This window comes from Catenulispora pinisilvae (assembly GCF_015356865.1).
GTDB classification, from domain to species: Bacteria; Actinomycetota; Actinomycetes; order Streptomycetales; family Catenulisporaceae; genus Catenulispora; species Catenulispora pinisilvae.
Genome location: NZ_JAAFZA010000010.1, coordinates 31023 through 54522, shown reverse-complemented (window position 1 = coordinate 54522; position 23500 = coordinate 31023). Strand labels below are relative to the sequence as shown.

The window sequence follows — 23500 nt, the reverse complement described above, 5'->3', positions numbered from 1 at the left end:
TCACTGTGCCACGGCGGGCCATGGTCGGCAAGCGCTGTGTCGTAGAGCCCTGATAGACAGGCATGGACACTGCTTCACTGTCAGGGCTCGAAGGTGCGGCGTCGGATCACGGTGCGTCACCGCAGGTCCAGCCCGATCAGTCTCGTATCATGAGATGCCACATGACTCGGGGGTAGCGTATCAGTGAACTGTCGCTTATGGTGCCGGGATGGGGAAAAGTCAGAACGACTCGTTTGTTGATGCCGACGGCGCCTTCCAGCAAACGCCGAGACTGGCTTTCTAAAGACTGCTCTTTCGCGCAGGTCTTCAATTCACCTCGGAACGGCTCGATTCCGTGCTGTGCCGCACGTTCTCATAGCCGATCCGCCGGGATCGGCGACCCGAGCCGGACGCCCGGAACCGTGATATCCGCATCAACGTCCTCGGCGATGTTCCGCCGGTGGTGGGCTAAACCTGTGCGCGCAGCAGAACCCCACCTCCACACCACACGCCGACAACGGCTGGAAGGACCCTAGTGTGACGATCAGCGCACAAGGCATGGTGGAAACGCTGACAGCCCACGGCTATCAGCTGGCCACCGGCGTGCCTTGCTCGTACTTCGCCGGACCGCTACGGCTGCTGGACCAGGGGGCCGGGCCGCCGTACGTCGCCGCGGCGAACGAGGGAGGCGCCATCGCGATCGCCGCCGGCGCGCAGTTGGGCGGACACCGGCCGGTGGTGCTGGCGCAGAACTCCGGCTTCGGCAACATGATCAACCCGCTCACTTCGCTGGTCCTGCCGTACGGCATTCCGATGACCGTGATGGTCAGCATGCGCGGCTGGCCGGCCGCGAGCGCGGGCGAGCCTCAGCACCACTGGATGGGTCAGGTGGTGCCGGGCTGGCTGGACTCGATGGGCATCGCGCACTGGATGCTCACTGCGGACGGGCCGCCGCTGGAGGAGCTACTACGGCGGGCGCAGACTGTCCTGGACGCCGGGCGGCCGGCGTTCGTCCTGGTCGCGAAGGGCGCCATCGCGGACGCCGGGCCAGCCGGGAAGTCGGCGGCGCCCCCAGCCGGACTGCCGACCCGGGACGAACTGGTGTCGGCGGTCCTCCAGGAGGCGGGCGACGCGCACCTGCTGAGCACGACCGGCTACCTGTCGCGCAGCCTGTTCAACCTGGGCGACAGCGACCGGAACTTCTATATGCAGGGCTCGATGGGCCACGTCGCGAGCGTGGCGCTGGGAGCCGCGCTGGCGAACCCGCAGCGGCGGTTCGTCGTCCTGGACGGCGACGGCGCCGTGCTGATGCACGCGGGCTCCCTGGCGACGATCGGCGATCTGGCCCCGGTCAATCTGACGCACGTCGTCTTCGACAACGGCGTCTACGACTCGACCGGCGGGCAGCGGACCGGCGGGCAGCAGACCGACTTCGCCGGGATGGCGCTGGCGTGCGGCTATCGCCAGGCGTGGCGCGTCGATTCCACGGACGGGCTGCGCTCGGCCCTGCGTACGGCCCTGGCGAAGGACGGACCGTGCGCCATCGTGGTGCGCTGCGCGTCCGGCGCGCCCACCGGCGAACGGGCGTCGAACTCGGTGAGCGTCCAGGAGCTGAGCGACCGCTTCAGGAAGAGCCTTGCGACAGCGCCTGTCGCCGAGGCCGGCGACGAGAGGGCGTCATGAACCCGCACGTACGCATCGGCCCTGGCGTGCTGGACCAACTGCCCGACGTACTCGGCACCGCCCGCCGGGTGCTCGTCGTCCACGGCCGCAGATCCTTCCGGGCCGGCGCCGCCGCGGCGGTGGTCGACCGCATCGACGCCGAGGTCCGCTGCTTCGCCGGCGTGCGCCCGAATCCGGCCGTGGCCCAGGTCTGCGACGCGATAGCGCTGGCCCGGGAGTACTCCCCCGACGCCGTGCTCGGCATCGGCGGCGGCAGCGCGATGGACGTCGCCAAATGCGTCGCGGTACTGGCCGCGGGCACCGAGGACCCGGCAGCGTATCTGCTCGGCCCCCGCCCGATACCGGACAACAGGTCCGTCATGCTGGTACAGGTCCCGACCATATCCGGCTCCGGCAGCGAACTCACCTGCTTCGCGACGGTCTACAGCGGCCACCGCAAGCTGTCGCTCGACCACCCGAGCGCCCAGGCGGACCACGTCCTCATCGATCCGGACCTGGCCGCCACGGTGCCGACCCGGACCGCCGCCGCGAGCGCCCTGGACGCCCTCGCGCAAGCGGTCGAGTCGGCGTGGGCGGTCCGCGCCACCCCGGAATCCCGGGACACGGCCGTCCGCGCGCTGCGGACGCTCACCCCGGTCCTCGACGCCGCGACAAGTCGCGGGGACTTCGCCGATCCGCACCTGCGCACCGAACTGGCCCGCGGTGCCGCACTGGCCGGCGCCGCGATCAACACCTCCCGCACCACCGCCGCGCACGCGCTGTCCTACGCGCTGACCGCGCGGTACGGCATCGCCCACGGCGCGGCCGTGGGCCTGCACCTGCGATGGCTGATCGGGCACAACGCGGCGGCGACCGACGCGGACGTCCGCCACCCTGACGGTCCCGAGGCGTTGCGGACCATCATCGGCGACCTACAGCAGATCTGTCTGGACAGCACCGGCGCGCAGCTCGAGACGCTGATCGACCGCCTGCTCGACCTGCACGGCCTAGGTGACTTCCACGTTCCACGCCGTGACTGGCAGGACGACCTGTCCGGCAACAGAGCGGTGAACAACCCGCGCCTGGTGCGTACACAGGACGTCCTGGCCGGTACCGCCACAGCCGCGAAACGGACCAGGTCGACGGTGATCGCAGATGTCTGACACACGGCGGCTGTCCGCGTCGAACGGAGAGCCGGGGTCGTCCGATGCCTGAGTCAGCGCGAACGGCGACGGTCGCGGTCCTGGACTATCCCGGGCCTTCCATGCCCGCCCGGACCAAGTCCGTCCTCCTCGGCGACGACCGCTTCAGCTGTACGTATCCTCTGGAGCTGCACCTGCCGAACACGACGAGCCTGCCCGAATACGCGGCCGCTGTCGGAGACAACATCGGTGAGCGGCCGGACGTGGTCGTGGCCTACTGCGCGGCGGCGCCGATCGCCCGCGAGGTGGCTCGCCGGTTCGCGATGACGCCACGGCTGGTACTGGTCAATCCGGAAGTCCCCGGCGCCGACCGGGTCATACGGGAGCTGGCGTCCTTCCTCGCCGGAGACGCCCGGCCGACCGAGTCCGAGGACCGGCGGGCGGCCGCGGCCTGGCTGGCCGACGGCGCCGACCCCGACCGCCTCCAGCAGATACTCGGGGACCAGCATCTCGCCCGGCTGGAGGACCAGTTCGGCGGCCCACAACCACACCTGCGACCGATCGCGCTGCAACTCGCCACGATGCAGATCGCCTGGATCCATCACCTGGCCGCCGGAGCCGGCGGGCCGACCGACGGCGCCACCAGCACCGCCATCGCCATCGCCGACGAACACCACCTGGTGTCGGCGGACCACCGGTGCGAGCCGGACTGCACAGCGCGTCACGAGGTGTTCGGCGAGTCGGCGGAGGAGATCTTCTCGGGTCGGCGCCTGGCCGACGCCGTCGCCGCCGCCGGTTCCCGGCCGGTGCCGGATCGGGGCTGATCGGGGCCGATCGGGGCTAATCGACGCTGATCGGCTCCCGCCACGGACAGTTGGCGGGAGCTGATCAGCCTATAGATGAGAAGCCGTCACGAAGCTGTCAACAGCACCCGATCGACCTTCCCCGCCGTAGTCCGCGGCAGCGAATCCATCAGGACGATCCGCGCCGGCCGCATAGCGCTCGGCAGCCGTTCGGCGACCCAGCGACGGATCACCCGCTCGGTCGTCGGCGCCGCGGCCACCACGAAGGCGACGAGGTGAGCGCGGTCCGGCTGGTCCGCGGACCGGACGAGCACGGTCGCCTCGGACACGCCGGGGCACTCCTGGACGACCGCCTCGATCTCACCCGGCTCGATGCGGTGCCCCCGCAGCTTCACCTGGGCATCGGTGCGCCCCAGAAACTCCAGCGTGCCGTCCGGCCGGTACCGCCCGCGGTCGCCGGTGTGGTAGCAGAGCACTGAGCCGTCCGGTGTCATCCCGGTCCGGAACCGCTGCGCGGTCAGCTCAGGGCGTTCCAGGTAGCCGTCGGCCAGACCCGCGCCGTATATCAGGATCTCGCCCTCGCCGCCCGGCTCGGCCGAGGACGGCGCGGATCGGCCGTCGGGGTCGGCCAGGCACAGGCCGGTCCCCGGCAGAGCCTCGCCCAGCGAGATGGCGTCGCCGTCCCGGACCAGCGCGGCCGAAGCCCAGATGGTCGCCTCGGTCGGGCCGTACACGTTCCACAGTTGGGCGCAGCGGGGCACCAAGGCCCGCGCCAACACCGGGGTGAGGGCTTCGCCGCCGCACCAGATCCGGCTGCCGGGCGCGCCCTCCCAGCCGGCGGCCAGGGCGAGCCGCAGGAAACTCGGCGTGGCCTGAATGACAGACGGCTTATACGTGCTCACGGCCGCGGCGAAGACCGTCGGATCCAACCGGGCTCCGAACGGCGCGGCGACGACCGTCGCGCCGACGGTCAGGGGAAGCAGGATCTCGGCCATCGAGATGTCGAAGGACAGCGCCGTCATGGCGAGCATGGACTCGCCGGCGCTCAGACCGGGTGTCCTGGCCAGTCCGGCCAGCCGGGCGACGAGGGCTTCCTGCGACACCAGGACGCCTTTCGGGCGCCCCGTCGAGCCCGACGTGTACAGGACGTAGGCGATGCCGGTCAGATCCGTCCGGCCCGGGCCGAGCGGCTCCACGGCGAACCCGCCGTCCGCGGCCTCGCGGATAACGGCCGTCGGCCGCGCGTCCGCGGCCACCATGTCGCGATGGTGGGGCGGGCTGTCGGCGATCACCGGCATCAGCGCGCAGCCGGCGCGCGCCGCCGCCATCATCGCCACCACGCCGGCCAACGGTGCGTCGGCCTCGAGCGCGACCAGGCTGCCGGGCGAGGCGGCGGCCGCGACGCGGTCGGCGAGATCGGCGACGGTGGCGCCGAGCCGCGCATAGGTCAGGTCGGCGGTACCTCCGACCGCGACGGCGTCGGGGTCTTCGGCGAGGCGCGCCGCGACCAGGTCCCAGACGGTGCCCGTTTCACTCACCACCAGCGGCCCCCACCTCGGCGGCCTGCCGGGCCAGCAACCCGCTCACTTCCACCGCGGTCGGTGCGCGGACCACGTCGAGCAGGCTCAGCATGATCCCGGTCCGCTCATGGATGCGGGCCAGCAGGGTGAGGGCGAGGAAAGAGTTCCCACCGACCTCGAAGAAGCCGGCGTCGACGCCGACCTCGTCGAGGTCGACGATCTCCTGCATCAGTTCTGCGATCTCACTGGGGGTCATACCTGCTCGCTTTCCTTTCCGGCGATCTGGTCAAGCCATGCCCGGTCCAGTGTCCGCGCGCCGTCCCGCCCGACGAACACGAAGGTCTCGGTGAGGTACTCGGCCACCTGGAGCAGCCGGGTGTGCAGCGCGTCGGCCGAGTCCGCGCCGATCCACACATGGGCGACGGCGCCGTCGCTCCCGTCGCGCCAGTCGACCGTGGTCCCGGCGGTTGCCAGGGCCTCCACGGCGATCACCCCGGGCAGCTTGGCGACGGCCGAGCGCTCGGGCACCGCTGATATCCGCCGCGCCGATGCCGGCGGCTGGAACAGCAGCACCAGGACACAGCGGCGCCAGGCCAGGTCCAGCTCCGGCGGCCGCCCGATCGCCGCGGCGATGGCCGCCGCGCCCAGATCGGCGCCGGCCCCGTAGGCGGCGAGCTTGGCGATGAACCCCCCGAGCCGGCCGTTCAGCTCGACGATCTCCGAGCCGGCCGCTCGCGGTTTCAGCTCGACGTGGAACGCGCCGTCGGCGGCGCCGACGGCGTCCAGCGCCGCCGATGCGGTGCGGATCACTTCCGCGGCCGCGTCCGGGGCGAGCAGGCTCGGCAGCACCAGGCCGGTCTCGCGGCACGGGTCCATCGGCCGGAGGCGGTCGGTGACGAAGGCCGCCGCGACCTGCCCGCCGCACCGGAAGACTTCGGCCGACACGTAGTCGGCCAGGTGCGGCTGCGCCCGGGTGTCCCCGACGAGGAACCGTTCGACGAGCATCGCAGGGCCCGGTGTTCCGTCCGGCCACAGCGCGGCCACGGCGGCCGCCGCCTCGGCCGGGTCGCGCAGCAGCCAGATGTCCCGGCTGCTGACCCCGCCGACCGGTTTGAGGATCGCCGGCATGCCGTGGGCGTCCAGGAAGCGCGTCAGATCGGCGGCGCCGGCGACCCGGGCCGCCGGGACCTGCGACACCCCGCTCTCGCGCAGCAGGGCACGCTGGACGTCCTTCTTCCCCCACGTCGGCGTCCGGCCGGCGGCGATCCCCAGACCCCGGTTGACGGCCGCGGCCAGTGCGCACAGCCGGTCCACGAAGGAGATCGCCCGGTCGGCGCCCGCGGACTTGGCCGCCGACAGACAACCGTCGACATCGCCGAAGTCGACCACGGCGGTCGGGCCCAATGCCGTGGCGACGGCTTGGAGATCGGGATATCGGGCAGCCTCCCGGGCGTCCACCAGGAACACCAGATCGGCCAGATCGGCCGCGGCCGCGGCGCTGTCCAGCGTGGACAGCGAACCACCGACGCCGGTCAGCACCGCCAGGCGGGGTCGGCTAGCCGGCATCGGCGAGCTCCCGTGTCGCCTCGGCCGTCAGCAGGCCGCCGGACAACTCCTCGAACACCGCGCCGCGGGAGCTCTTCGGCGTCTCGGCGGCCGTACCGGCGCGGATATGCCTGAGCCCGCGCCGGCGCGCGTAAGCCAGCGGCTGATGGAACATCAAGTCCAGATACACGGCGATCCGTTCGCTGTCCTGGCTCTGCGGCAACCCGATCTCGTACAGCTCCAGCTGGTCCTGCCAGACGATCGCGGTCAACACGCCGGCCACCGACGCCGTGGCGGCGGAGAAGACGACGAGTTCGACGTCCGGGCACTCGGTCCACTGCCGGTAGCGCATCCGGACGAACTCCGCGTGATCCGGCACGTCCTTGCGGGTGTTGTGCTCGGCGATCAGCGGTGCGGCGACCGCCTCGGCCGTTGCCCAGTCCGTGACCGAGGTGTCCAGCCCCGCCGCCTCGATCAGCCGCCGATCGCGCCGCAGTACGCCGCGCACCCGTGAGCTCATCGGCCGGTCGGGGTCGTCGACGTCCCGGAAGTGCGACTCGCGGGCCAGGCCGGTCCAGTGGAAGCCGTCGGTGACCGCGTCGAGCGCGCGCCGGGCGCGGTTGTAGGCGTAAGGGAAGACCAGCGCGCGTTCCTCGGCGGCGGCGGCCCTGGCGATGGCCACGAGCACCTCGCGGGCGTTCTCGCCGGCGGCGTCCAGCCGGACCGGGAAGCCCGACCGCTGGTCGTAGACACCCCCGACGACCAGGCAGCGGTCCGCGGGCAGCGCTTCGGTCAGGCCCGGGTCCAGACCCCAGTTCCGCGGGTCGTAGGCGGCGTCCGGCCAGGAGGAGCCGACGGTTGTGTATACGGGTACCGCGGCTACCAACTCGGACCCGCGCACTCCCCGCACATACCGCGCACGCCACCGGCGGTCCAGCTCGACCTGGCGCAGCCGGCTCAGGCCGGCGGCGGCGCCGGCCGACCGGTCCAGCGCTTGGAATCCGGCGGGTTCGAACCGCGCACGGTCGAGCACGTCGTATCTGGAATCAAGGATCGGATGCGGTGATGTGATCGACAATCCTGCCTCCCCCAGCGGCAACAGCGCTCAGAGGCGAGCAGTACCGGCCTGCCCGCATCAGAACTCTGCTGTACATCGAGTCGAAGGTTCGCCCCGGGTGCCGGTGCGTGAACCGCGCGACGAGCTGCGCACAAACCGCTCACTCGCCCCAACGGCACCCAAACAGTATTCGAACACTGATCTTCGCAGAGGCCACAGCGGTCGTCAAGGCATGTATCGCAGGGTATGCATTCACCCGGGGCGTGGCCCGGCGCGCAGGCGGAGGCGGACGTGGACCGGGCCCGGATCCGACCGGTGTCTATCGAATCAGAAGTTTGATACGTTTTTCCGATGCGTTTCGCCACCGCGCTCCGCCCGTTGGCCCACAAGACGTTCCGGCGCCAGTTCACGGCCCAGGCGGTGTCGATGACCGGCACGGCGCTGGCCCCGGTGGCGATGACCTTCGGCGTGCTGAACGTCACCGGATCGGCGGCGGCGCTGAGCCTGGTGCTCGCCTCGTATTCCCTGCCCCAGCTCGCGCTGATGGTGGTGGGCGGGGTGTGGGCCGACCGGCTGCCGCGGCACCGGGTCATGATGACGACCGACGCGGCGCGGTTCCTGGCCCAGACCACCTTCGGCATCTGCCTGCTGACCGGCCACGCCCCGATCCTGGCCCTGATGGCCTTGCAGGTCCTCAACGGGGTGGCCAGCGCGTTCAACGCCCCGGCGCGGCTGGGCCTGACGAAGGCGACGGCGCCGCCGGGGATGTTCCAGCAGGCCAGCGCGCTGCTCGCGGTGACGAACGACGTCACCACCAGCATCGGCCCCCTCATCGCCGGCGTGCTGGCGGTGTCGATCGGCCCCGGCTGGGCCCTGGTGATCGACGGTGGGACGTACCTGGGCAGCTCCCTGCTGCTGTCGAGCCTGCGCCTGCCGAGTTCCCAGCGCACCCGGGGCCGGTTCGGCGAAGACGTCCGCGAAGGCTGGCAAGAGGTGCGCAAGCGCACCTGGCTGTGGACGAGTGTCGCCTACTTCTCGCTGTTCAACCTGGTGTACGCCATCTTCGTCGTCCTCGGCCCGGCGCAGCTGCACAGCAAGCATGGCAGTGCCCTGCAATGGGGCGTCGTGGTGGCCGCCATGAGCATCGGCTCGCTGTGCGGCAACGCTCTCGCGCTCCGGCTCACCACCCGCTACTTGCTGCGGTGGCCGCGCGCCATGCAGTTCGCGGCGATACCGCTGATCGTGGCGCTGGCCCTGAACGCGCCCTCGCCGGTGCTCACCGGCGCCGCTTTCCTGATGGGACTGGTCATCTCGTTCCCCGACGCGCTGTGGTACACCGCGCTCCAGCAGGAGGTGCCCGGGCCGGCGCTGTCCCGCGTGTCGTCGTTCGACATGCTCGGCTCGACCGCCGGCCGCCCACTGGGCTACGCGCTGGCAGCCGTGCTCCTGCGGATCGGTTCGGCGACGTCGCTGCTGGCCGTCGCCGCCGTGTTCTTCCTGGCGACCGCGGCGACGCTGGCCGTGCGCGACACCCGGAACCTCGCCCGCGCCCCGGCCGTCGAGCTCGACCCCGAGGAGGATTCGGCCGTCGTGGCGTAGTCGAGCTTTGTCACGCCCCGCCGGACCGCCGGCTCACCGATCCGTCGCACACTGCAATTCAGCGACGCCGGGAAGGACGATATCGGTGACGGCATCAAGGGCTTCGGCAGGAGAGGCCTCGCTGATGTCGAGGATGTGCCAGCCCCAGCTGGTGGCCATCCGCTCATAATCCTCCAGCATCGCGCCTTGGAGCTCGATGAACGACGACCGGCCCGTTCGGCCGGTGAAGCCCATGTCTTCGAACGGCCCGACACCGGTGCGCGCCACGATCCGCCGGTAGCACTCCTCTGCCGCGACTTTCATGAATACCCCGATATCGGGCTGCAGGAACTGGCCGGAGCAGGCCTCGACGATGAAGTCGATCGCCTTGGCGATGAAATCATCGGGGACGTCGCCGCTGTGAATCTCGTTGGCGACCCGGAGCACCTTCATCGCGTTCCGGTAGGGGAATCCGTCCCTGACGACGGTCCTGCCGTTGGACAGGTGCTCATTCACGATCTCCGTGTGAATCAACATCTCGGTGGTGAATTCGAGCATCGCGGAGGCCACCATGCCGGAGCGGCGGGCGTCGGCCGGATAGACCGGGCCGGGGTCGAGTTGGGCGCGCTTGAAGTCCGCGTATGAAGTCGGCCCATGCTGCACCCGAACCGATTGCGCATCCGTGGCGCCGCCGTAGCGCGTCCGCCAGATCTCCACCAGGAGCTGGCGCACCGAGATGTACGGAAAGTCTAATCGATCGCCCTGGTCGAGAACTCCCTGCCATCTCATGAACTCGGGCTTATGCCCTTGCGCGGCCAGCCGTTCTGTCAGCCCGTGAGCGACAGTGGTCTTACCGGATCCGTCTAGGCCCAGGAGCGCGACGTACACGCCTCGGCGCGTCCCAGCTGCATCTGCATCGGTCATGATAATGAAAAGGATTCCTCACTGTGATTCCGTGATCCGGCCTTCATTTATTGTTCGGGCGCAGATCATCACCTGCTGTCGGATAGCGCAGATCCCACCACAGGAGATGCATTCGTGACAAGCACCCCTCGTCTCGCCACGCCCGCCGAGCACCCCGGCCGCCGGCCCGTCAGCCCCCGGACCGGGATCCGGTGAATTCCGGACCCAGGCAGGAGATTCGGCACCGGCCGAATCGCGTGCGTTCCGCACTCGGCGTCGCTACCCTTCCCAGAAAGTCAGCTCTATGCATCGGAGATCGGCTCATGCGTTTGGACGCACGCAAGGCGGTGAAGACCTTGCGCGACCGAAACGTGCTGCCGGACCAGTGCCGGGCCGCTCTCCTGGTCGGATCCGCCGCCCGTGGGTGGAGCAATCGCCGGAGCGATCTCGACATCTACCTGGTCAGCGCCGAACCGTGGGCCGGTCCGGACACTGTCGAAGTTCGAGTGTCGCTGGACCCCGACGTGGTCCGGCAGCACACGTTCCACGCCGACGGCTGCGACTGGGATCTGGCCTATTGGTTGGACACCCAGGTCGACCAGATGGTCGCGAAGGTCTCCTGGGCCGAGTACGACCGGGTGCGGGCGGACAGCAACGACGTCCTGCTACCGCGGGAAGAGGCGTTCCTCGGACGTATCGCGACGTGCGTACCGCTGCTCGGCGAGGACTGGGTCGCCCGTCGCCGAGCCGAGATCGACGGTTCGGCCTTCCGGTCCGTCCTCGTCGCCCGCTCGCTCGGTGCGGCGGGCCGGGCCATCGAGGACGGTCTGGGCCAACTGGAGGACGGAGACCTGCACAGTTCCATGATCTCGGCGCGGCTGGCCTTCGGCCACACCGTCGACGCGCTGCTCGAAGAACGGGGAGAGTACGACAGTTACGCCTACAAGTGGCGGCCACGCAGGTTCCAGGCGGCCAACCCCGCGGCACTGACCTTCGACGAGTACTGGGACGTCGAGACGATGCGGGACTTCGATCGCGACGACCCCAAGAAGTGGATCAACAACATCCTCACGCTGTGCCAGGATCTGGCGCTGAAGGTGGAGGTCTGACCGACGTCGCTCCGAGGCGCCGCCCCGGTGCCCGGAACTGGATGATCCGGCTGCGCACGACGCTAGTACGGGGACCTGATGATCCGAATACAGCTCGATGAACTGACTCTTGGACGGGTACGCATAGCGATCAGCCCGCTGTGGGAGGCGTTTTCCAGTCTGACCTTGACCCTGCGTTACCGGAGCGAAATACCGTACCCCTACACGAAATGGGCCGCGACGGCACTGCCACGGGTTCCGCCCGGTCTGCACAGAGAGCTCACGGGCGCGATACGAACGCAATGGACGAAGTCTGTACCGTCGCCCCTCACCCCCATCCCGGCATGTCCCTCCCCCGGCATCGAGGACGAACTGACGGCACTGCGGAACACCGGCCACGACAGATTCGCCCACCTGATGAGCGACTACTGGAGTGCGGCGATCGCGCCTTACTGGCCGGACATGCGCAACGTCCTGGAGGAAGAGATCCTGGTGCGCGGCCGTGCGCTGGTGACAGGGGGCGCTGACATGTTGTTGCAGAACCTGGGAGGCCGCATCCGCTGGGAGCGCCCCGATTTGAACGTTCCGCACCAGACCGACATGGACTGGCCGTTGACCGACAGCTGCCTGATCATCGTCCCGGTCTTGTTCGCACGCGGCAATACGCGGATCTTCTCCGCCGTTCACGACACGGCGGCGTTCTCCTACCAGGCACAGGGTGCCGCGGTGCTAGGCGGCCCGCCCCGGGACGAGAGTGAACAGCACGACCAGGTGCGACCGAGGGACAAACTGACCGCTCTGCTCGGGCCTGGCCGGACCTCGGTCCTGCGCGCACTGCTGTCACCCACCACCACGACAGGAGTGGCGAACTCCCTCGGCTTGGCGCCGAGCACCGTCTCTCAGCACCTGGCCGGCCTCACCTCGGCCGGCCTCGTCCGGCGCCACCGCGTGGGGGCCCGGGTGCTCTACGAGTTGGAGGACTTCGGCGTCGTCCTGCTCGGTGAGCTCGGCGACTGAGTCCGCGCAGCCGTCGCCACTACCCGCCGACCCGGGCACCGCCCGCAGATCAGTCAGGGGCCCAGACCATGTACTCCCTGCGCGTCAGTTCCTGTGCCGTGTGCCTGCGGGACGGGCAGATCCTGCTCTCCCGCTGGGTTGATCCGGATGATCCCGCACGGAAACTCTGGTCGATTCCCGGTGGCGGTATCGACCACGGCGAAGACCCGTATGACGCGGCGGTGCGCGAAGTACGGGAGGAGACCGGGTACGAGGTCGCCATCGACGAACTGCTCGGCATGCACACCAGAGTCACCCCGGCCCCGCCCTCTGCCCGAGAACAGGTTGAGTTCCACAGCCTGCGGATCTTCTACGCGGCCCACATCGTCGGCGGCGAACTGCGCGATGAGATCGGAGGGTCCTCAGATCGCGCCGAGTGGGTGGGCCTGGACAAGGTGACCGGTCTTCCGCGCGATGAGCGCGTGGACATCGGCATCGCGCTGGCCCGCGAGCGCCCCGCCACCGGTCGGCATGGACATTCGGCCAAAGCGGACATTCGGTCAAAGCCGAATCCTTAGCACCTCTCCTCCTGCCGTGCTGCACTGCTGATTGACCGTTCCCGAACACTTTTTTGCGAGGTGTGCAATGGAGAACACGGACAACCTGGACGTCGTCGAGATCGACGAGGACATCGTCGAATTCGACGTCGAGGCGGACGACGCCAACGTCGCTAACGTAGCGAACGTAGCCAATGTCGCGAACGTGGCGAACGTCGCCAACGTAGCGAACGTGGCCAACGTAGCGAACGTCGCCAACGTCTGATGCCGACTGCGGCGGGAGCCACCTCGGCTCCCGCCGCCCCATCCGATCCGGGAAGAACCTCCAGCAGAAGGGAACGACGGTAGATGGGAAGCCTTGTAGTCGCGGAGAAACTCGCCGCGGCGCGCAAGCTTGGCCACGCCCTGGCAGCCGATGCCGACTCGGGCATCGACTCCGTCTACACCGGCGGCAGCCTGACGGCCGGCCTGGGCAACGCCACCAGCGACGCCGACGTCTTCGTGCTCGTCGCACCCGGGAGCGCCATAGGCGAGCAGACGACCCAGTACAGCGTCGACGGCCATCGGGTCGATGTGGAACGGTACCCGCTCACCGAGATCGAGGCGCTGGTCGCGGAGCTCGCCGAGTTCGAACTGCGCCGGGACAACCTGCCGACGCTGCACAAGCTTCCGGACACACTGGATCTCGTCCTGCGGCTCGTCTCAGCCGAGACTCTGGTCGGCTCTGAGCGTCTCACCGCTCTGCGCGAGCGCGTAACCGAATCCCTTCCGGCCATCCGGCGCACCGCGGTGAACCACGCGGCCATCTCCATCAACGGCTACCTTGAGGACTTCCTCGGCGCCGCGGCGGAAGGCGATCTGGACACGGCCGCGTTCACCGGCCAGAGCCTTGTCGCCTACGCGGGCAAGGCGGTCGCGGCCGCCGCCGGCGATCTGTACTTCAGCAACAAATGGATCTACAAGCAACTGGCCCGGACCCCGATCGAGGGGTTTCCTGTCGACCTGTTCACCTATTACCAGCGAGGCGCATGGACTGCGGACGGGACGACGGCGGCGGAAGGGCTGGCGCTTTTCGTCCAGACCTGCACGGCGGTCGCGCAACTGCTCTGTAATGCGGACGCACCGCTCGCGGCCTGGCCCGGCTGGCGACCGGGGCCGGCCGAGGAGGGCAGGTGGCGCAGCACCGGCTTCTGCGTACTGCGCACCGGTGACGGCATCCTGCTCCACTGGGAGCTCGGCCGGCAGCTCCTGCTCAAAGAGGCCCCGGCATTCGTCTGGGCCTTGTGCGACGGCCGATCAGTCGACGGGATCGTCGAGGCCGTGCGACAACTCAGCGACAGCGTTCCCGCGCTCAAGGGCCTGTCCCGGGTTCGCATCGAGTCCATCCTGACCGCGTTGCAGACCAAGGGCCTTGTGGGGACCGAACCGTTCTCACTCTTGAGCACGGTCTGATCATGAGCACCGCGACGATAGCGACGCCGGATGTCGCTCAGCTGGGGGAGGTCGCCGCCTGGGTGGTCCGCGAGATGTCGGGAGCGGCGGACTATCTCCAGATCTTCGCCGAGTCCACGCTCGCGGTCAGCGTCGAGTCCATGGCCGGCGCGGCCACCGCGACCTTCGCCGACCTGCGTGAAGGCCTGGGCTGTCTGGCATTGAGGGACGGCCGCTGGCGCTATCTGGCGGTGCCTCCGGGGCAAGCCGACCGGCTCGCCGACTGGGCCGGGACCCGGCCGACGAACATCGGCCCGACCTGGTCATCGTGCCCTGACACAGCCGCCTTCAAGCCGTCGGACCCGGCCACTTGGCAGGCGGAGGAGAACGGGTCCGACCCCATCCGTGCTCTAGAGATCTTCACACACCGCCGCTACGCCGTCGCGGACACCGACGGCAACGCGTACGCGGGTGCGACGCAGACCTTACGACGCTGCGTCGAGGCCGACGTGGAGGTGTCCGGTCGTCGGTACTCCGGTAGAAGCCGTTGGCTACGCCAAGGGCCGACCGCGACCGGTGCCCAGTGGTCGGCCCAGGAGCTGGTGCAGACAGCGCTGCGCCACGCCTTGGACTCCTGCGCGGCCGCAGTCCATGGAAAGCATCGGACACCGGTGGTCTTCGGGCCCTCAGCCGCGGCCGGCTTCCTGCACGAACTCCTCGGGCACGCGCTGGAGGCGGACAACTTCCAGCTCGACAGCCCCTACATCAGGGCCCTGCGGCAATCGCGAGCGCTGCCGACCGCCCTGGTCATCCGCGACGACCCGGCCGTGGAGAACGGCTACGGCAGCTACCCGGCCGACGACGAGGGGCACGCCGCCGCGGCTGCCACCCTGATGGCCGACGGGGAGATCGGTTCGCCTCTCACGTCGATGCGGACGGCGCAGCGCGGCGGCCACCGGCGCACGGCCAATGCCCGTCGTACGGACTTCCGCAGCCCGGCCATTCCCCGGGCCAGCAACACTGTGGTGCTGCCCGGAACCGAGGACCCGAAGCTGCTGCTTGAGGATCAGGACAGCGGGGTGCTCCACGTGGGCTGCCTGGGCGCCGGAATGATCTACCTCGGCACCGGCGAGTTCTCGTTCGCAGCCCTCGACTGCCACTACGTGACACCGGACGGCCATCGGATCCCCGCCCGGGACGTGAGCCTGGTGGGCAACGCCCTCGAAGCCCTGACCCGCCTGGAGGGCATCGGATCGGACTTCGGCGGGGACAACGTCACGTGCGGCAAACAAGGGCAGCTGATCGGCATCGGGCTCTACTCTCCCTCGATCCGCTATGCCGCACTCGATTGGAGCGCCGCGTGAGGCAGTTGGAGAGCCGCTGCGAAGAGGCCTTCGCGATAGTGGACGCGTTGGAAGGCTGTCTCCGGTCGGACGAGCGGGTGTTCGCCCACTTCGCCCGCACCTCGCGGCGCCGACTGAGGATCGACTCGGCCGGCGGCAAGCAGCTGGCTGTACAGCGGGGCGAATTTGGCGGATACGTGCGGTTCGACCGGAGCGGTCGCGAGCTGTATCTCAACGCCCGTGCGCTCTCGGCCGACGGAGCCGACCGGCTGATCGAGGCCGGCCGGGCCGTGGTGTCCTTCGGAAGCCCTCGCTCTTCGACGACGGACCAGGCCCTTTACGAGGGCAGCTGGCGCAATCGCGATGGGCAGGTCGAGTTGGAGAAGGTCGCCTCCGATCCGACACCCCTGATGGCCGCGCTCGCCGAGGGGGCCGGGCCGGATTTCACCGTCCGGTCGCTCACCGTCTCGGAGGTGCTGCGCGAGCAGGTCTGCGCAGACGGGACGGGCCCGCGAGGACACAGCCTTTGCCGGGGGGTCTCGGTGGCGGCCGTCGTGTCGGCCGACGAGAACGGTGAGGCCGCCTGCCTCGACCGTTACGCGGCCGACCTGGACCGCATCGACGCGGTCGCGCTCGGCCACGAGCTCGCCTTGACCGCTGCCGCGTTCGGTCCGGCGACTGGAACGTTCACCGGGCATTCGATCGGCTTCCTGCCGTCAGCGGCGGCACAGTTGCTGCGCGCGCTCACCACGACGATCCTCTCGCACCCGATCAGCACCCCAGAACCGCTGATCACAGCGGTGGTCGACGACGGACGGGCGGTGGACGGCTGTTTCGCCCGGGCCTTCGACTGCGAGGGGACCCCCACCTCGGCGATGGACCTCGTGACTCGGCACGGCGAACAGCAGGCCGTCGCGACCCGAGTGGGCACCGTTGAGGGCACAGCCCGCCGAGCCCCCCGCGCTCCCACTGGACACGCGGTGTGGGAGGCGCACAGATTTCAGCCCCAGCCCGGTGCCAGCAACGTGCGCCTGATCCCGGGCGGGATGGCCCCGGACTTCCGGAACGGGGAATCGTGTCTCGTGGTCGACGTCCGTAACCTCGGCGTGGCGGAGCTTCGAGCCGGCGGACAGTTGGCCTTCCGACTCCTCGCGGTCCGGGTTGTGGACGGCCGCCCGGCAGGGGCCTATGCGCCGGTCGTCATCGAGGGCGAGGCGGCCGATTTCCTCGCCGCGCTCACCGCGGTGGGCGAGACGGCGTCGTACTCCGACGGTCCCTTCGCGGTGGGCGGCGCCCCGCTGACGATGGATCTGGCCCGGCTGTCGCGGGGAACGAGACCCGGCTCCGAGCGCCGGCCTTCGAGTTCGTCGGGTCAGGGGAGAGGGTGACGGTGAATCCGTGAAGCGGTTCGGTCTTCATCGAGCGCTGGACACGTTGGGGTGGTGGGAGGTCCTGTTTTCCCGCGGCCCCTCCCGGCTGCTGGCCTTCAACTCCCTCGTCGACGCGGCGGGCACCGGACTGGCCCTGGTCTGTCTGCCGTTCTATGCCATCCGAGTGGCGCATCTGTCCGCGTCGGAGCTCGGCATCGTCCTGTCGGCGGGAGGGCTGTGTGAGCTGATCGCCGCGGTGCCCAACGGTGCGGCGGCCAGCAGGTTCGGCGTGCGCCGATTCATCGTGGCCACCAAAGTGCTCCAGGCCTGCGCCTTCGCGGGTCTGGCTTTCGCGACGGGGGTCGTCCCGATGCTGGTGCTCGCCGCGTTGGCGGGAGCTTCGCGAGCCGGCAGCGGCGGACTCGGACAGTCCCTGGCGGTGGCGGTCCTCGGGGAGCAGGAGCGGGCCACGATACTCGGCTGTGTCCGGGCCCTGCGTAACATCGGCTACCTGCTGTCCGCCGGACTCGGCAGCTGCCTGCTCGCGATCGGCGGGAGCACTCCCCTACGGCTCGCCCTGCTCGTCAATGCGGCCAGCTTCCTACTAGGTGCCCTGTGGATCGGTCGGCTCAGACTGCTCCGCGCCGGGGTCCTGCCCGAGCGGACCGACTGGTCCGTCCTGCGCGACGTCGAGTATCTGGGCCTGATAGCGTGCGCCGCCGTTTTCGGAAGCAGTCTGGTGGTCCTCACTGTGGGCCTGCCTCTGTGGGTAATGAGGTATCCACAGATCCCGAGCTGGACAACCGGTTGTGTGGTGCTGGTCAACACCGCACTCGTGGTGGTGTTCCAGGTGCGCTTCTCTCGTCGACTCGACACGGTCGATCGCGCGGTGCGCGCGATCTGGCGCAGCGCTCTGGCGTTCGCGGCGATGGCAGGACTGCTGGCACTGACCGCACACGCCCCGGCTCTTCTGGCCGTCGCCCTGATCGGCATCGCAGCGCTCACCCTCACGATGGGGGAACTGCTCGAATCACCGTCTTGGTGGACGCTGTCCATGCTCCTGGCACCGGCGAACCGGAGAAACGAGTACCTGGCAGCCTTCGACCTGTGCTGGGCCCTCGTCGGCATCTTCGGGTCGGCCTTGATGACGGTCGTCGTGTCTGCCGGCCCCGCCGGCTGGCTCTGCTACGGCGCGGCATTGCTCGCCGCCGCAGCCGCCGGTCGCCTGCTCGCCTCACGGCGAGCAGCCCGCTTCGGCGGGGCCTCCGTCACCGAAGCTACTCAGACCTCTGTATCCGTCCCTTCCTGAGCCGAGCACGGCGCACCGACAACGCACCGTCGATCACGCTCGGCAGTCCCCGGTCGCTTCATCTCCGTGAGGTCCTGATATGCGAAACCCCAACTCCGTCCTGCACATTGGTTGGTTCGACAAGCCGATCGCCGCCTTGCAGCGGACCGGCGCCGAGGTCGCCTGCGTGGCGACAGCGAGAGAAGCCCCGAGCGTTCGTGCGGCGGGGGCCTCCCCCATCGTCGTCCCCGATCCGGGCAGCGTCGCGGACATCCTCGCCGGGCTTTCCCGCGACTCGCTCGGGCCTGCCGACTTCGCCGCCGTGTGCAGCAGTATCGAGTTCTACCTCGTCCAGGCCGCAGCCATTGCCGAACTCGGCGGGGCGCGGGGGGCCGGCCTGGGCCGCACACTCGCCATGCGCGACAAGTTCGTTCAAAAGGAGTTGCTGCATCGAGCCGGTGTACGCACGGCGGCCTGCACCCTGGTGGAGAACCTCCACCAGTTGGACCTCGCCGAGTTTCCCGGTCCCCGAGTGCTGAAGCCCCTGGACGGAGCAGGCGCCAAGGACACGTTCGTCCTCCGCGGCCACGAGGAACTCCGGGAGTTCATCGCAAGCACTGCTACAGCCGACGACGGGCCCTGGCTTCTGGAGGAATTCGTCCCCGGCAAGGAGTACTTCATCGACGGTGTGGTCCGCGATGGGCAGATCACGCTCTTCTCGCTCTCCCAGTACTTCCAAAATCTGATCGAGTGCCACGACGGAGGCCTCACCGCCTACCACACCCTGCCCGAGAACGAGGTTCCGGACCTCTCCGCGAAGACCCTGGCACTGGCCGAGTCCGCATTCTCGGCGCTGGGCTATGAAGACGGGGTCTTCCATCTGGAGGTCTTCTGGGACGGCACCGAAGTGTGGTTCGGCGAATGCGGGGCTCGCGTGGGCGGCGGGCGCGCCGACAAGCTGGTCGAGCTCACCTTCGGCGTCGACCTGCACGACGAGTGGGCGCTGGCCGCGCTGGGCCTGTCCTCGAAGGTCACTGGCAACGAGACGCGGTCGAAGCAGTGCTACGGCGGCCTCAACCTGCGCAGCCCTCAGGGGAGGCTGGAGCACGTCCCATCACTGGACGAGGTGCTGGCCCGACCCGGTGTGGTCCAGGCCGAACTCACGGTCGCGATCGGCGACACCACCCCGGTTTTCAGTACGGCCAGCAACATGCGGGCCGGCCAGGCGGTCGTCTCGGGCGCCGACGCCGCCGAGACCGCGCGCCGCCTCGCCGAATTGAACACCTGGTTCTTCGACAGCATCAAGGTCGCGCCATAGCGGGGTAGACAACCGAGAGTCCGAAGCCACGTCACTCCAGGGAAGGACCAGCCCATAATGCACCTGAACTTATTCGTGATGACCACCGGGCACCACGAGGCGTCCTGGCGACTGCCGGAGAGCGACCCGTACGCCAGCATCGACCTCGCGCACTACACGAATTTGGCCCGCATCGCCGAGGACGCGGCGTTCGATTCCCTGTTCCTTGCCGACTCCCCCCATCTGCCGGGGCCGGTGCGGCGGCGCCCGTGGGGGATGCTCGAACCCCTGACGCTGGCGACCGCGCTGGCTGCCGCCACCGAGCGGATCGGGCTGATCGCGACGGTGTCCACCTCCTACAACGAGCCGTACAACGTGGCCAGGACACTGGCCTCGCTCGACCATTTGTCGGGCGGGCGCTTCGGGTGGAACGTCGTCACCTCGCCCGACCTGCCCGCGGCGCGGAACTTCGGGTTGTCGGACCTGCCGTCGCACGCGTCGCGGTACGCCCGCGCGGCCGAGTTCATCGAGGTGGCGTTCAAGCTCTGGGACTCCTGGGCCGACGACGCCATCGTGGGCGACAAGGCCGCGGCGATATGGGCCGACGAGTCGAAGGTCTGCCCCATCGACCACGTGGGCGAGTACTTCTCGGTCGCCGGACCGCTCAACGTCCCGCGCCCGCCGCAGGGGCACCCGCTGCTCGTGCAGGCGGGATCGTCGGAGGAGGGCAGGCGGTTCGCCGGGCGGTACGCCGAAGCGGTGTTCACCGCCCAGCAGACGCTGCCCGGGGCGCGGGCGTTCGCCGAGGATCTGAAGGCGCGCGCGGCCGCGTTCAGGCGGGATCCGTCGAAGGTGAAGATCCTGCCGGGGTTGGTGCCGATCATCGGGTCCACCACGGCCGAAGCCCGGGCGCTGGAGGCCTCGCTGAGCGACCTGATCAGCCAGGAGTACGCGCAAGGGCAACTGGCGTCCCTGCTCCAAGTGCCGGTGTCGGCACTGCCGCTGGACAGCCCGCTGCCGTTCGCCGACCTGCCGCCCGAGGAATCGGTCGAGGGGGCCAGGAGCCGCTTCTCGCTCGTGGTCGACCTGGCCCGGCGGGAGAACCTGACCGTGCGCCAGCTCATCGGCCGCCTCGGCGGCGGCCGCGGGCACCTGACGATCACCGGTACGCCGGAGCAGGTCGCGGACGAAATGCAGGCGTGGTACTCCGGCGGCGCGGCGGACGGATTCAACATCATGCCGGCGGTGCTGCCCTCGGGACTGTCCGTGTTCTGCTCCGAGGTGGTGCCGCTACTGCGGAAGAGAGGGCTGTTCCGCTCGGAGTACACCGGCAGGACTCTGCGCGAGCATTACGGGCTCGACCGGCCCGCGGTCGCGGTTCCAGCCGGAAACGGAGACTAGCGAGCGCCACGGCCGGTTCGGCTGGTCCGCACGCGATCGGCCGTCAAGATCAGTTCACTGTGGAAAAGGGTCATGGTGCGTAAGGAAAAAAGTCTTGTCAGGCTGGATCGCCAGTCGGACGATTCGATCGCGGTCATATGCATCGCCCATGCGGGCGCGGGTGCGTCCGCGTTCAACAGTTGGCGCAGCCAGCCGGTCGCGGGAGCGTCGATATGGGCTGCCCGGCTGCCCGGTCGGGAGAGCAGGATAACCGAGGAGCCGCTGACGACCATCGAGGCGATGGCGGACTCCCTTTACGACCCGGTCTGTGCCCTGCGGGCGGAGAGCATCCTCGTTGTCGGCCATTGCAGCGGTGCCCTGGTCGCGTACGAGCTCACGTGCAGGCTGGCGGAGGCCTACGACGCCGAACACAACCTGGGCCTCGTCGTGAGCTCGCAGCACTTCCCCGTGACGGCGGATTCGGACGCCCTGGAATTTGCCGGTCTTCCGCTGCCGCAGTTCAAGAAGGAACTGTCGGGCATGGACGGGATGAGCGAATCGTATCTCGGCGATGAAAGCATCGCAGAGCTGGTGGTATCCAGTATGCGGGCAGACTTCCAGGCGGCGGGGAGCTATGTGTTCCCGTCCGGGCGGCCGCGGCAGAGGTTCCCGATCACCGCTGTCGGGAGCGACGGGGACGACGCGATCGCTCCTGGCCGGCTGGCGGAGTGGCAACGCGCGACGAGCGGCCGCTTCGACGTGCGGACGTTCCCGGGAGGGCATTTCTACCTCTACGAGCAGGGGTCGGCGGTGCGCCGGGCCCTGCCGGAGCTTCTGCCCTCGGCCGGCTCCTCACAGGCGCGCAAGGACTGAAAGGCTAAGGGAAGTGACTCAGTCGGCAAAGCGGGCGCGGGAAACCCTGGCGCACATCTGGATGGAGATCTTCGGGCTGCCCGAAGTGGGCCTCGACGACAGCTTCTACGACCTGGGCGGCGACAGCCGGTCGGCCGTCCACCTCGTGGCGCGGGCCCGGCGGGCGGGCCTCGACTTCACCGTCAAGGATCTGATGGTCTGTCAGACCATCGACGCCCTGGCCGAGCTGAGCCCGGCCGGCGCCGCGACAGCCCCGGCGAGCGAGGTACACACGGAGAGCGAGGTGCACACGGAGAGCACCTACCCGCTCATGCCGCTCCAGGCGCGCTTCTTCGACTCGCACTTCGACGATCCGACGTACTTCGACCCGGCGCATTTCAACCTCACGGTCCCAATCGAGGTCGATCCGGGCTTCTCGTTCGAGACGCTCCGCGACAGCGCCGAGCGCGTGCTGAGCCGGCATGAGGCCCTGCGAATGCGGTTCGCGCAGTCGGGGGACGGCTGGCGGCAGCAGCCCGCCGACTCCGCCGAAGCCTGGTACGAGGAAGTCGCCGTCGACACGCGCTCGCCCGGGTGGCTCCAGGAAATGGACCTCCAGGTCGACAGCTTCCACCACCGATTCGACCTGACCACCGGTCCCCTCATCCGCTTCCTGTTCTTGAACCGGGGCGAAACGGAGCCCGGCTGGCTCGTGATGGACGTGCACCACCTCGTCTGCGACGGGATCTCCATCGAGGTCCTGCTGGAGGAGATCCAGGACGAGTACCTGGCGCGTCTGGCCGGCCGGCCGTCAGCCAGCCTCCCCGAGCCGTGCTCGTACCTCGGCCACCTACAGGAACTGCACCGCCAGGTGAACAGCCCCGACGCCGACGCGATCAGCCGGTTCTGGGCCGCGCAGCCCTGGAACTCCATCGCCCCGCTGCCCAAGGACAAGCCGGGCGACTCGCGCCAGTTGCGCTACATCAAGCAGATCAAGGCCTCCCTCGATCAGGCGAGAACCCGGGTTCTGACGACGTCGGCCGCCCGCTTCGACTGCTCGGTCGAGGACATGCTGCTCGCCTCGCTCGCCCAATCGCTGCGCCAGACAGGTTGGGCGACCACGTTCGCCATCGACATATGCCGCCACGGCCGTGACCCGATGCCCTCAGGCCGGGACACCTCACGCTTGGTCGGCTGGCTGAACACCGCGGATCCGCACATCATCTCCTCGGACGGCATCGCCGACGGACTGCCGATGCTGCGCTCCGTCGTCAGCCAGGTCCGCGCGTTCCGCCAATACGAGACGGGCTGGTCGGAACTCAGGTACCTGTCGCGCGACCCCGAACTGCGCAAGAGGCTCTCCGCCTGGCCGCGCCGGGAGCTCTACCTGAACTACCAAGGCCGGGACATCAGCGGCGACATCATGCAGGCCCCGTTCCATCCGGCCGTACTGCCCGCGGGAAAACCGGTGCCGCAGGTCGGCGAGCAGCCCTATCAAATCAAGATAGCGGCTGAGATCCGCGACGGGCGCCTGGCGTTCGCGCTCGCATTCAGCACCGAAATCTACGAGGAGGCCACCATCGAGCAGCTCTCGCAGGCGCTGTCGGGCAACCTCACCCGGCTGGCCGCGGAGCTATCGACTCAGGAGGCCGCCGCGATCCGCTGAGTAGCCGATCGCGGTGCTGGACCTTGAGCACGCCAGAAAGCCG

21 protein-coding genes are annotated in these 23500 nt (G+C 69.3%); 16 read left to right on the top strand and 5 right to left on the bottom strand.

All coding sequences use genetic code 11. The annotated features are described in order from the left end of the window. The first annotated feature begins 516 nt into the window (after positions 1 to 516). From aepY to IZR01_RS04950, 3 genes are read left to right on the top strand one after another with little or no spacing between them, the layout of a single operon-like run. On the top strand, positions 517 to 1662 hold the full coding sequence (gene aepY, locus IZR01_RS04960; RefSeq protein ID WP_323746916.1) for a phosphonopyruvate decarboxylase: 1146 nt from the start codon (positions 517 to 519) through the stop codon (positions 1660 to 1662). Continuing rightward, complete coding sequence (locus IZR01_RS04955; RefSeq protein ID WP_194923051.1) at positions 1659 to 2804, top strand: iron-containing alcohol dehydrogenase; 1146 nt, start codon at positions 1659 to 1661, stop codon at positions 2802 to 2804. The genes aepY and IZR01_RS04955 overlap by 4 nt, the downstream gene beginning before the upstream one ends. Positions 2805 to 2848: 44 nt before the next feature. Next, positions 2849 to 3607, top strand: a complete 759-nt coding sequence (locus tag IZR01_RS04950) for a hypothetical protein (RefSeq protein ID WP_194923050.1) — start codon at positions 2849 to 2851, stop codon at positions 3605 to 3607. Between the two features lie 86 nt (positions 3608 to 3693). On the opposite strand, the gene IZR01_RS04945 is transcribed toward IZR01_RS04950, so the two are convergent. Genes IZR01_RS04945 through IZR01_RS04930 form a run of 4 tightly spaced genes read right to left on the bottom strand, consistent with a single transcriptional unit; the run spans position 3694 to position 7729 of the window. Beyond that, on the bottom strand, positions 3694 to 5127 hold the full coding sequence (locus IZR01_RS04945) for an amino acid adenylation domain-containing protein (protein ID WP_323746915.1): 1434 nt from the start codon (positions 5125 to 5127) through the stop codon (positions 3694 to 3696). Beyond that, positions 5117 to 5362: a phosphopantetheine-binding protein gene (locus IZR01_RS04940; protein WP_194892134.1), complete on the bottom strand. Its 246-nt coding sequence runs from the start codon at positions 5360 to 5362 to the stop codon at positions 5117 to 5119. Before IZR01_RS04940 ends, IZR01_RS04945 begins: the two co-directional genes overlap by 11 nt. Beyond that, the gene (locus IZR01_RS04935) at positions 5359 to 6672 is read right to left on the bottom strand and encodes an ATP-grasp domain-containing protein (RefSeq protein WP_194923049.1); all 1314 of its coding nucleotides are present in this window, start codon (positions 6670 to 6672) and stop codon (positions 5359 to 5361) included. Before IZR01_RS04935 ends, IZR01_RS04940 begins: the two co-directional genes overlap by 4 nt. After that, positions 6662 to 7729, bottom strand: coding sequence for a hypothetical protein (locus tag IZR01_RS04930; RefSeq protein ID WP_194923048.1), 1068 nt, complete (start codon positions 7727 to 7729; stop codon positions 6662 to 6664). Before IZR01_RS04930 ends, IZR01_RS04935 begins: the two co-directional genes overlap by 11 nt. Positions 7730 to 8059: 330 nt before the next feature. Between IZR01_RS04930 and IZR01_RS04925 the strand changes: the two genes are divergently transcribed. Beyond that, the gene (locus IZR01_RS04925) at positions 8060 to 9307 is read left to right on the top strand and encodes an MFS transporter (RefSeq protein WP_194892137.1); all 1248 of its coding nucleotides are present in this window, start codon (positions 8060 to 8062) and stop codon (positions 9305 to 9307) included. A 33-nt stretch (positions 9308 to 9340) separates the two neighbouring features. On the opposite strand, the gene IZR01_RS04920 is transcribed toward IZR01_RS04925, so the two are convergent. Next, positions 9341 to 10210 carry a hypothetical protein gene (locus IZR01_RS04920; RefSeq protein ID WP_194923047.1) on the bottom strand — a complete coding sequence of 290 codons (870 nt, stop codon included), beginning with the start codon at positions 10208 to 10210 and terminating at the stop codon, positions 9341 to 9343. 302 nt (positions 10211 to 10512) lie between these two features. On the opposite strand from IZR01_RS04920, the gene IZR01_RS04915 reads away from it, so the two are divergent. The 12 genes from IZR01_RS04915 (at position 10513) to IZR01_RS04860 (ending at position 23457) form a co-directional block, all read left to right on the top strand. Beyond that, the gene (locus tag IZR01_RS04915) at positions 10513 to 11298 is read left to right on the top strand and encodes a hypothetical protein (protein WP_194923046.1); all 786 of its coding nucleotides are present in this window, start codon (positions 10513 to 10515) and stop codon (positions 11296 to 11298) included. Between the two features lie 396 nt (positions 11299 to 11694). After that, positions 11695 to 12294 (top strand): ArsR/SmtB family transcription factor, encoded by a 600-nt coding sequence (locus IZR01_RS04910; RefSeq protein WP_194892140.1) that lies wholly within the window; start codon positions 11695 to 11697, stop codon positions 12292 to 12294. Positions 12295 to 12362: 68 nt separating this feature from the next. Continuing rightward, the gene (locus IZR01_RS04905; RefSeq protein ID WP_194923045.1) at positions 12363 to 12851 is read left to right on the top strand and encodes an NUDIX hydrolase; all 489 of its coding nucleotides are present in this window, start codon (positions 12363 to 12365) and stop codon (positions 12849 to 12851) included. Between the two features lie 67 nt (positions 12852 to 12918). After that, positions 12919 to 13095: a hypothetical protein gene (locus IZR01_RS04900; RefSeq protein ID WP_194892142.1), complete on the top strand. Its 177-nt coding sequence runs from the start codon at positions 12919 to 12921 to the stop codon at positions 13093 to 13095. A gap of 83 nt (positions 13096 to 13178) precedes the next feature. After that, positions 13179 to 14282, top strand: a complete 1104-nt coding sequence (locus IZR01_RS04895; protein WP_194923044.1) for a PqqD family peptide modification chaperone — start codon at positions 13179 to 13181, stop codon at positions 14280 to 14282. Positions 14283 to 14284: 2 nt separating this feature from the next. After that, positions 14285 to 15625: a TldD/PmbA family protein gene (locus tag IZR01_RS04890; protein WP_194892144.1), complete on the top strand. Its 1341-nt coding sequence runs from the start codon at positions 14285 to 14287 to the stop codon at positions 15623 to 15625. Then, on the top strand, positions 15622 to 16992 hold the full coding sequence (locus IZR01_RS04885; RefSeq protein ID WP_194923043.1) for a metallopeptidase TldD-related protein: 1371 nt from the start codon (positions 15622 to 15624) through the stop codon (positions 16990 to 16992). The genes IZR01_RS04890 and IZR01_RS04885 overlap by 4 nt, the downstream gene beginning before the upstream one ends. A 10-nt stretch (positions 16993 to 17002) precedes the next feature. Continuing rightward, on the top strand, positions 17003 to 18283 hold the full coding sequence (locus IZR01_RS04880; RefSeq protein ID WP_194923042.1) for an MFS transporter: 1281 nt from the start codon (positions 17003 to 17005) through the stop codon (positions 18281 to 18283). Between the two features lie 79 nt (positions 18284 to 18362). After that, positions 18363 to 19580, top strand: a complete 1218-nt coding sequence (locus tag IZR01_RS04875; RefSeq protein WP_194923041.1) for an ATP-grasp domain-containing protein — start codon at positions 18363 to 18365, stop codon at positions 19578 to 19580. A gap of 57 nt (positions 19581 to 19637) precedes the next feature. Then, on the top strand, positions 19638 to 20960 hold the full coding sequence (locus tag IZR01_RS04870) for an LLM class flavin-dependent oxidoreductase (RefSeq protein ID WP_194923040.1): 1323 nt from the start codon (positions 19638 to 19640) through the stop codon (positions 20958 to 20960). Positions 20961 to 21032: 72 nt separating this feature from the next. Continuing rightward, complete coding sequence (locus IZR01_RS04865; protein ID WP_194923039.1) at positions 21033 to 21812, top strand: thioesterase II family protein; 780 nt, start codon at positions 21033 to 21035, stop codon at positions 21810 to 21812. A gap of 13 nt (positions 21813 to 21825) precedes the next feature. After that, positions 21826 to 23457, top strand: a complete 1632-nt coding sequence (locus IZR01_RS04860) for a condensation domain-containing protein (RefSeq protein WP_194923038.1) — start codon at positions 21826 to 21828, stop codon at positions 23455 to 23457. The last annotated feature ends 43 nt before the right edge of the window (positions 23458 to 23500 follow it).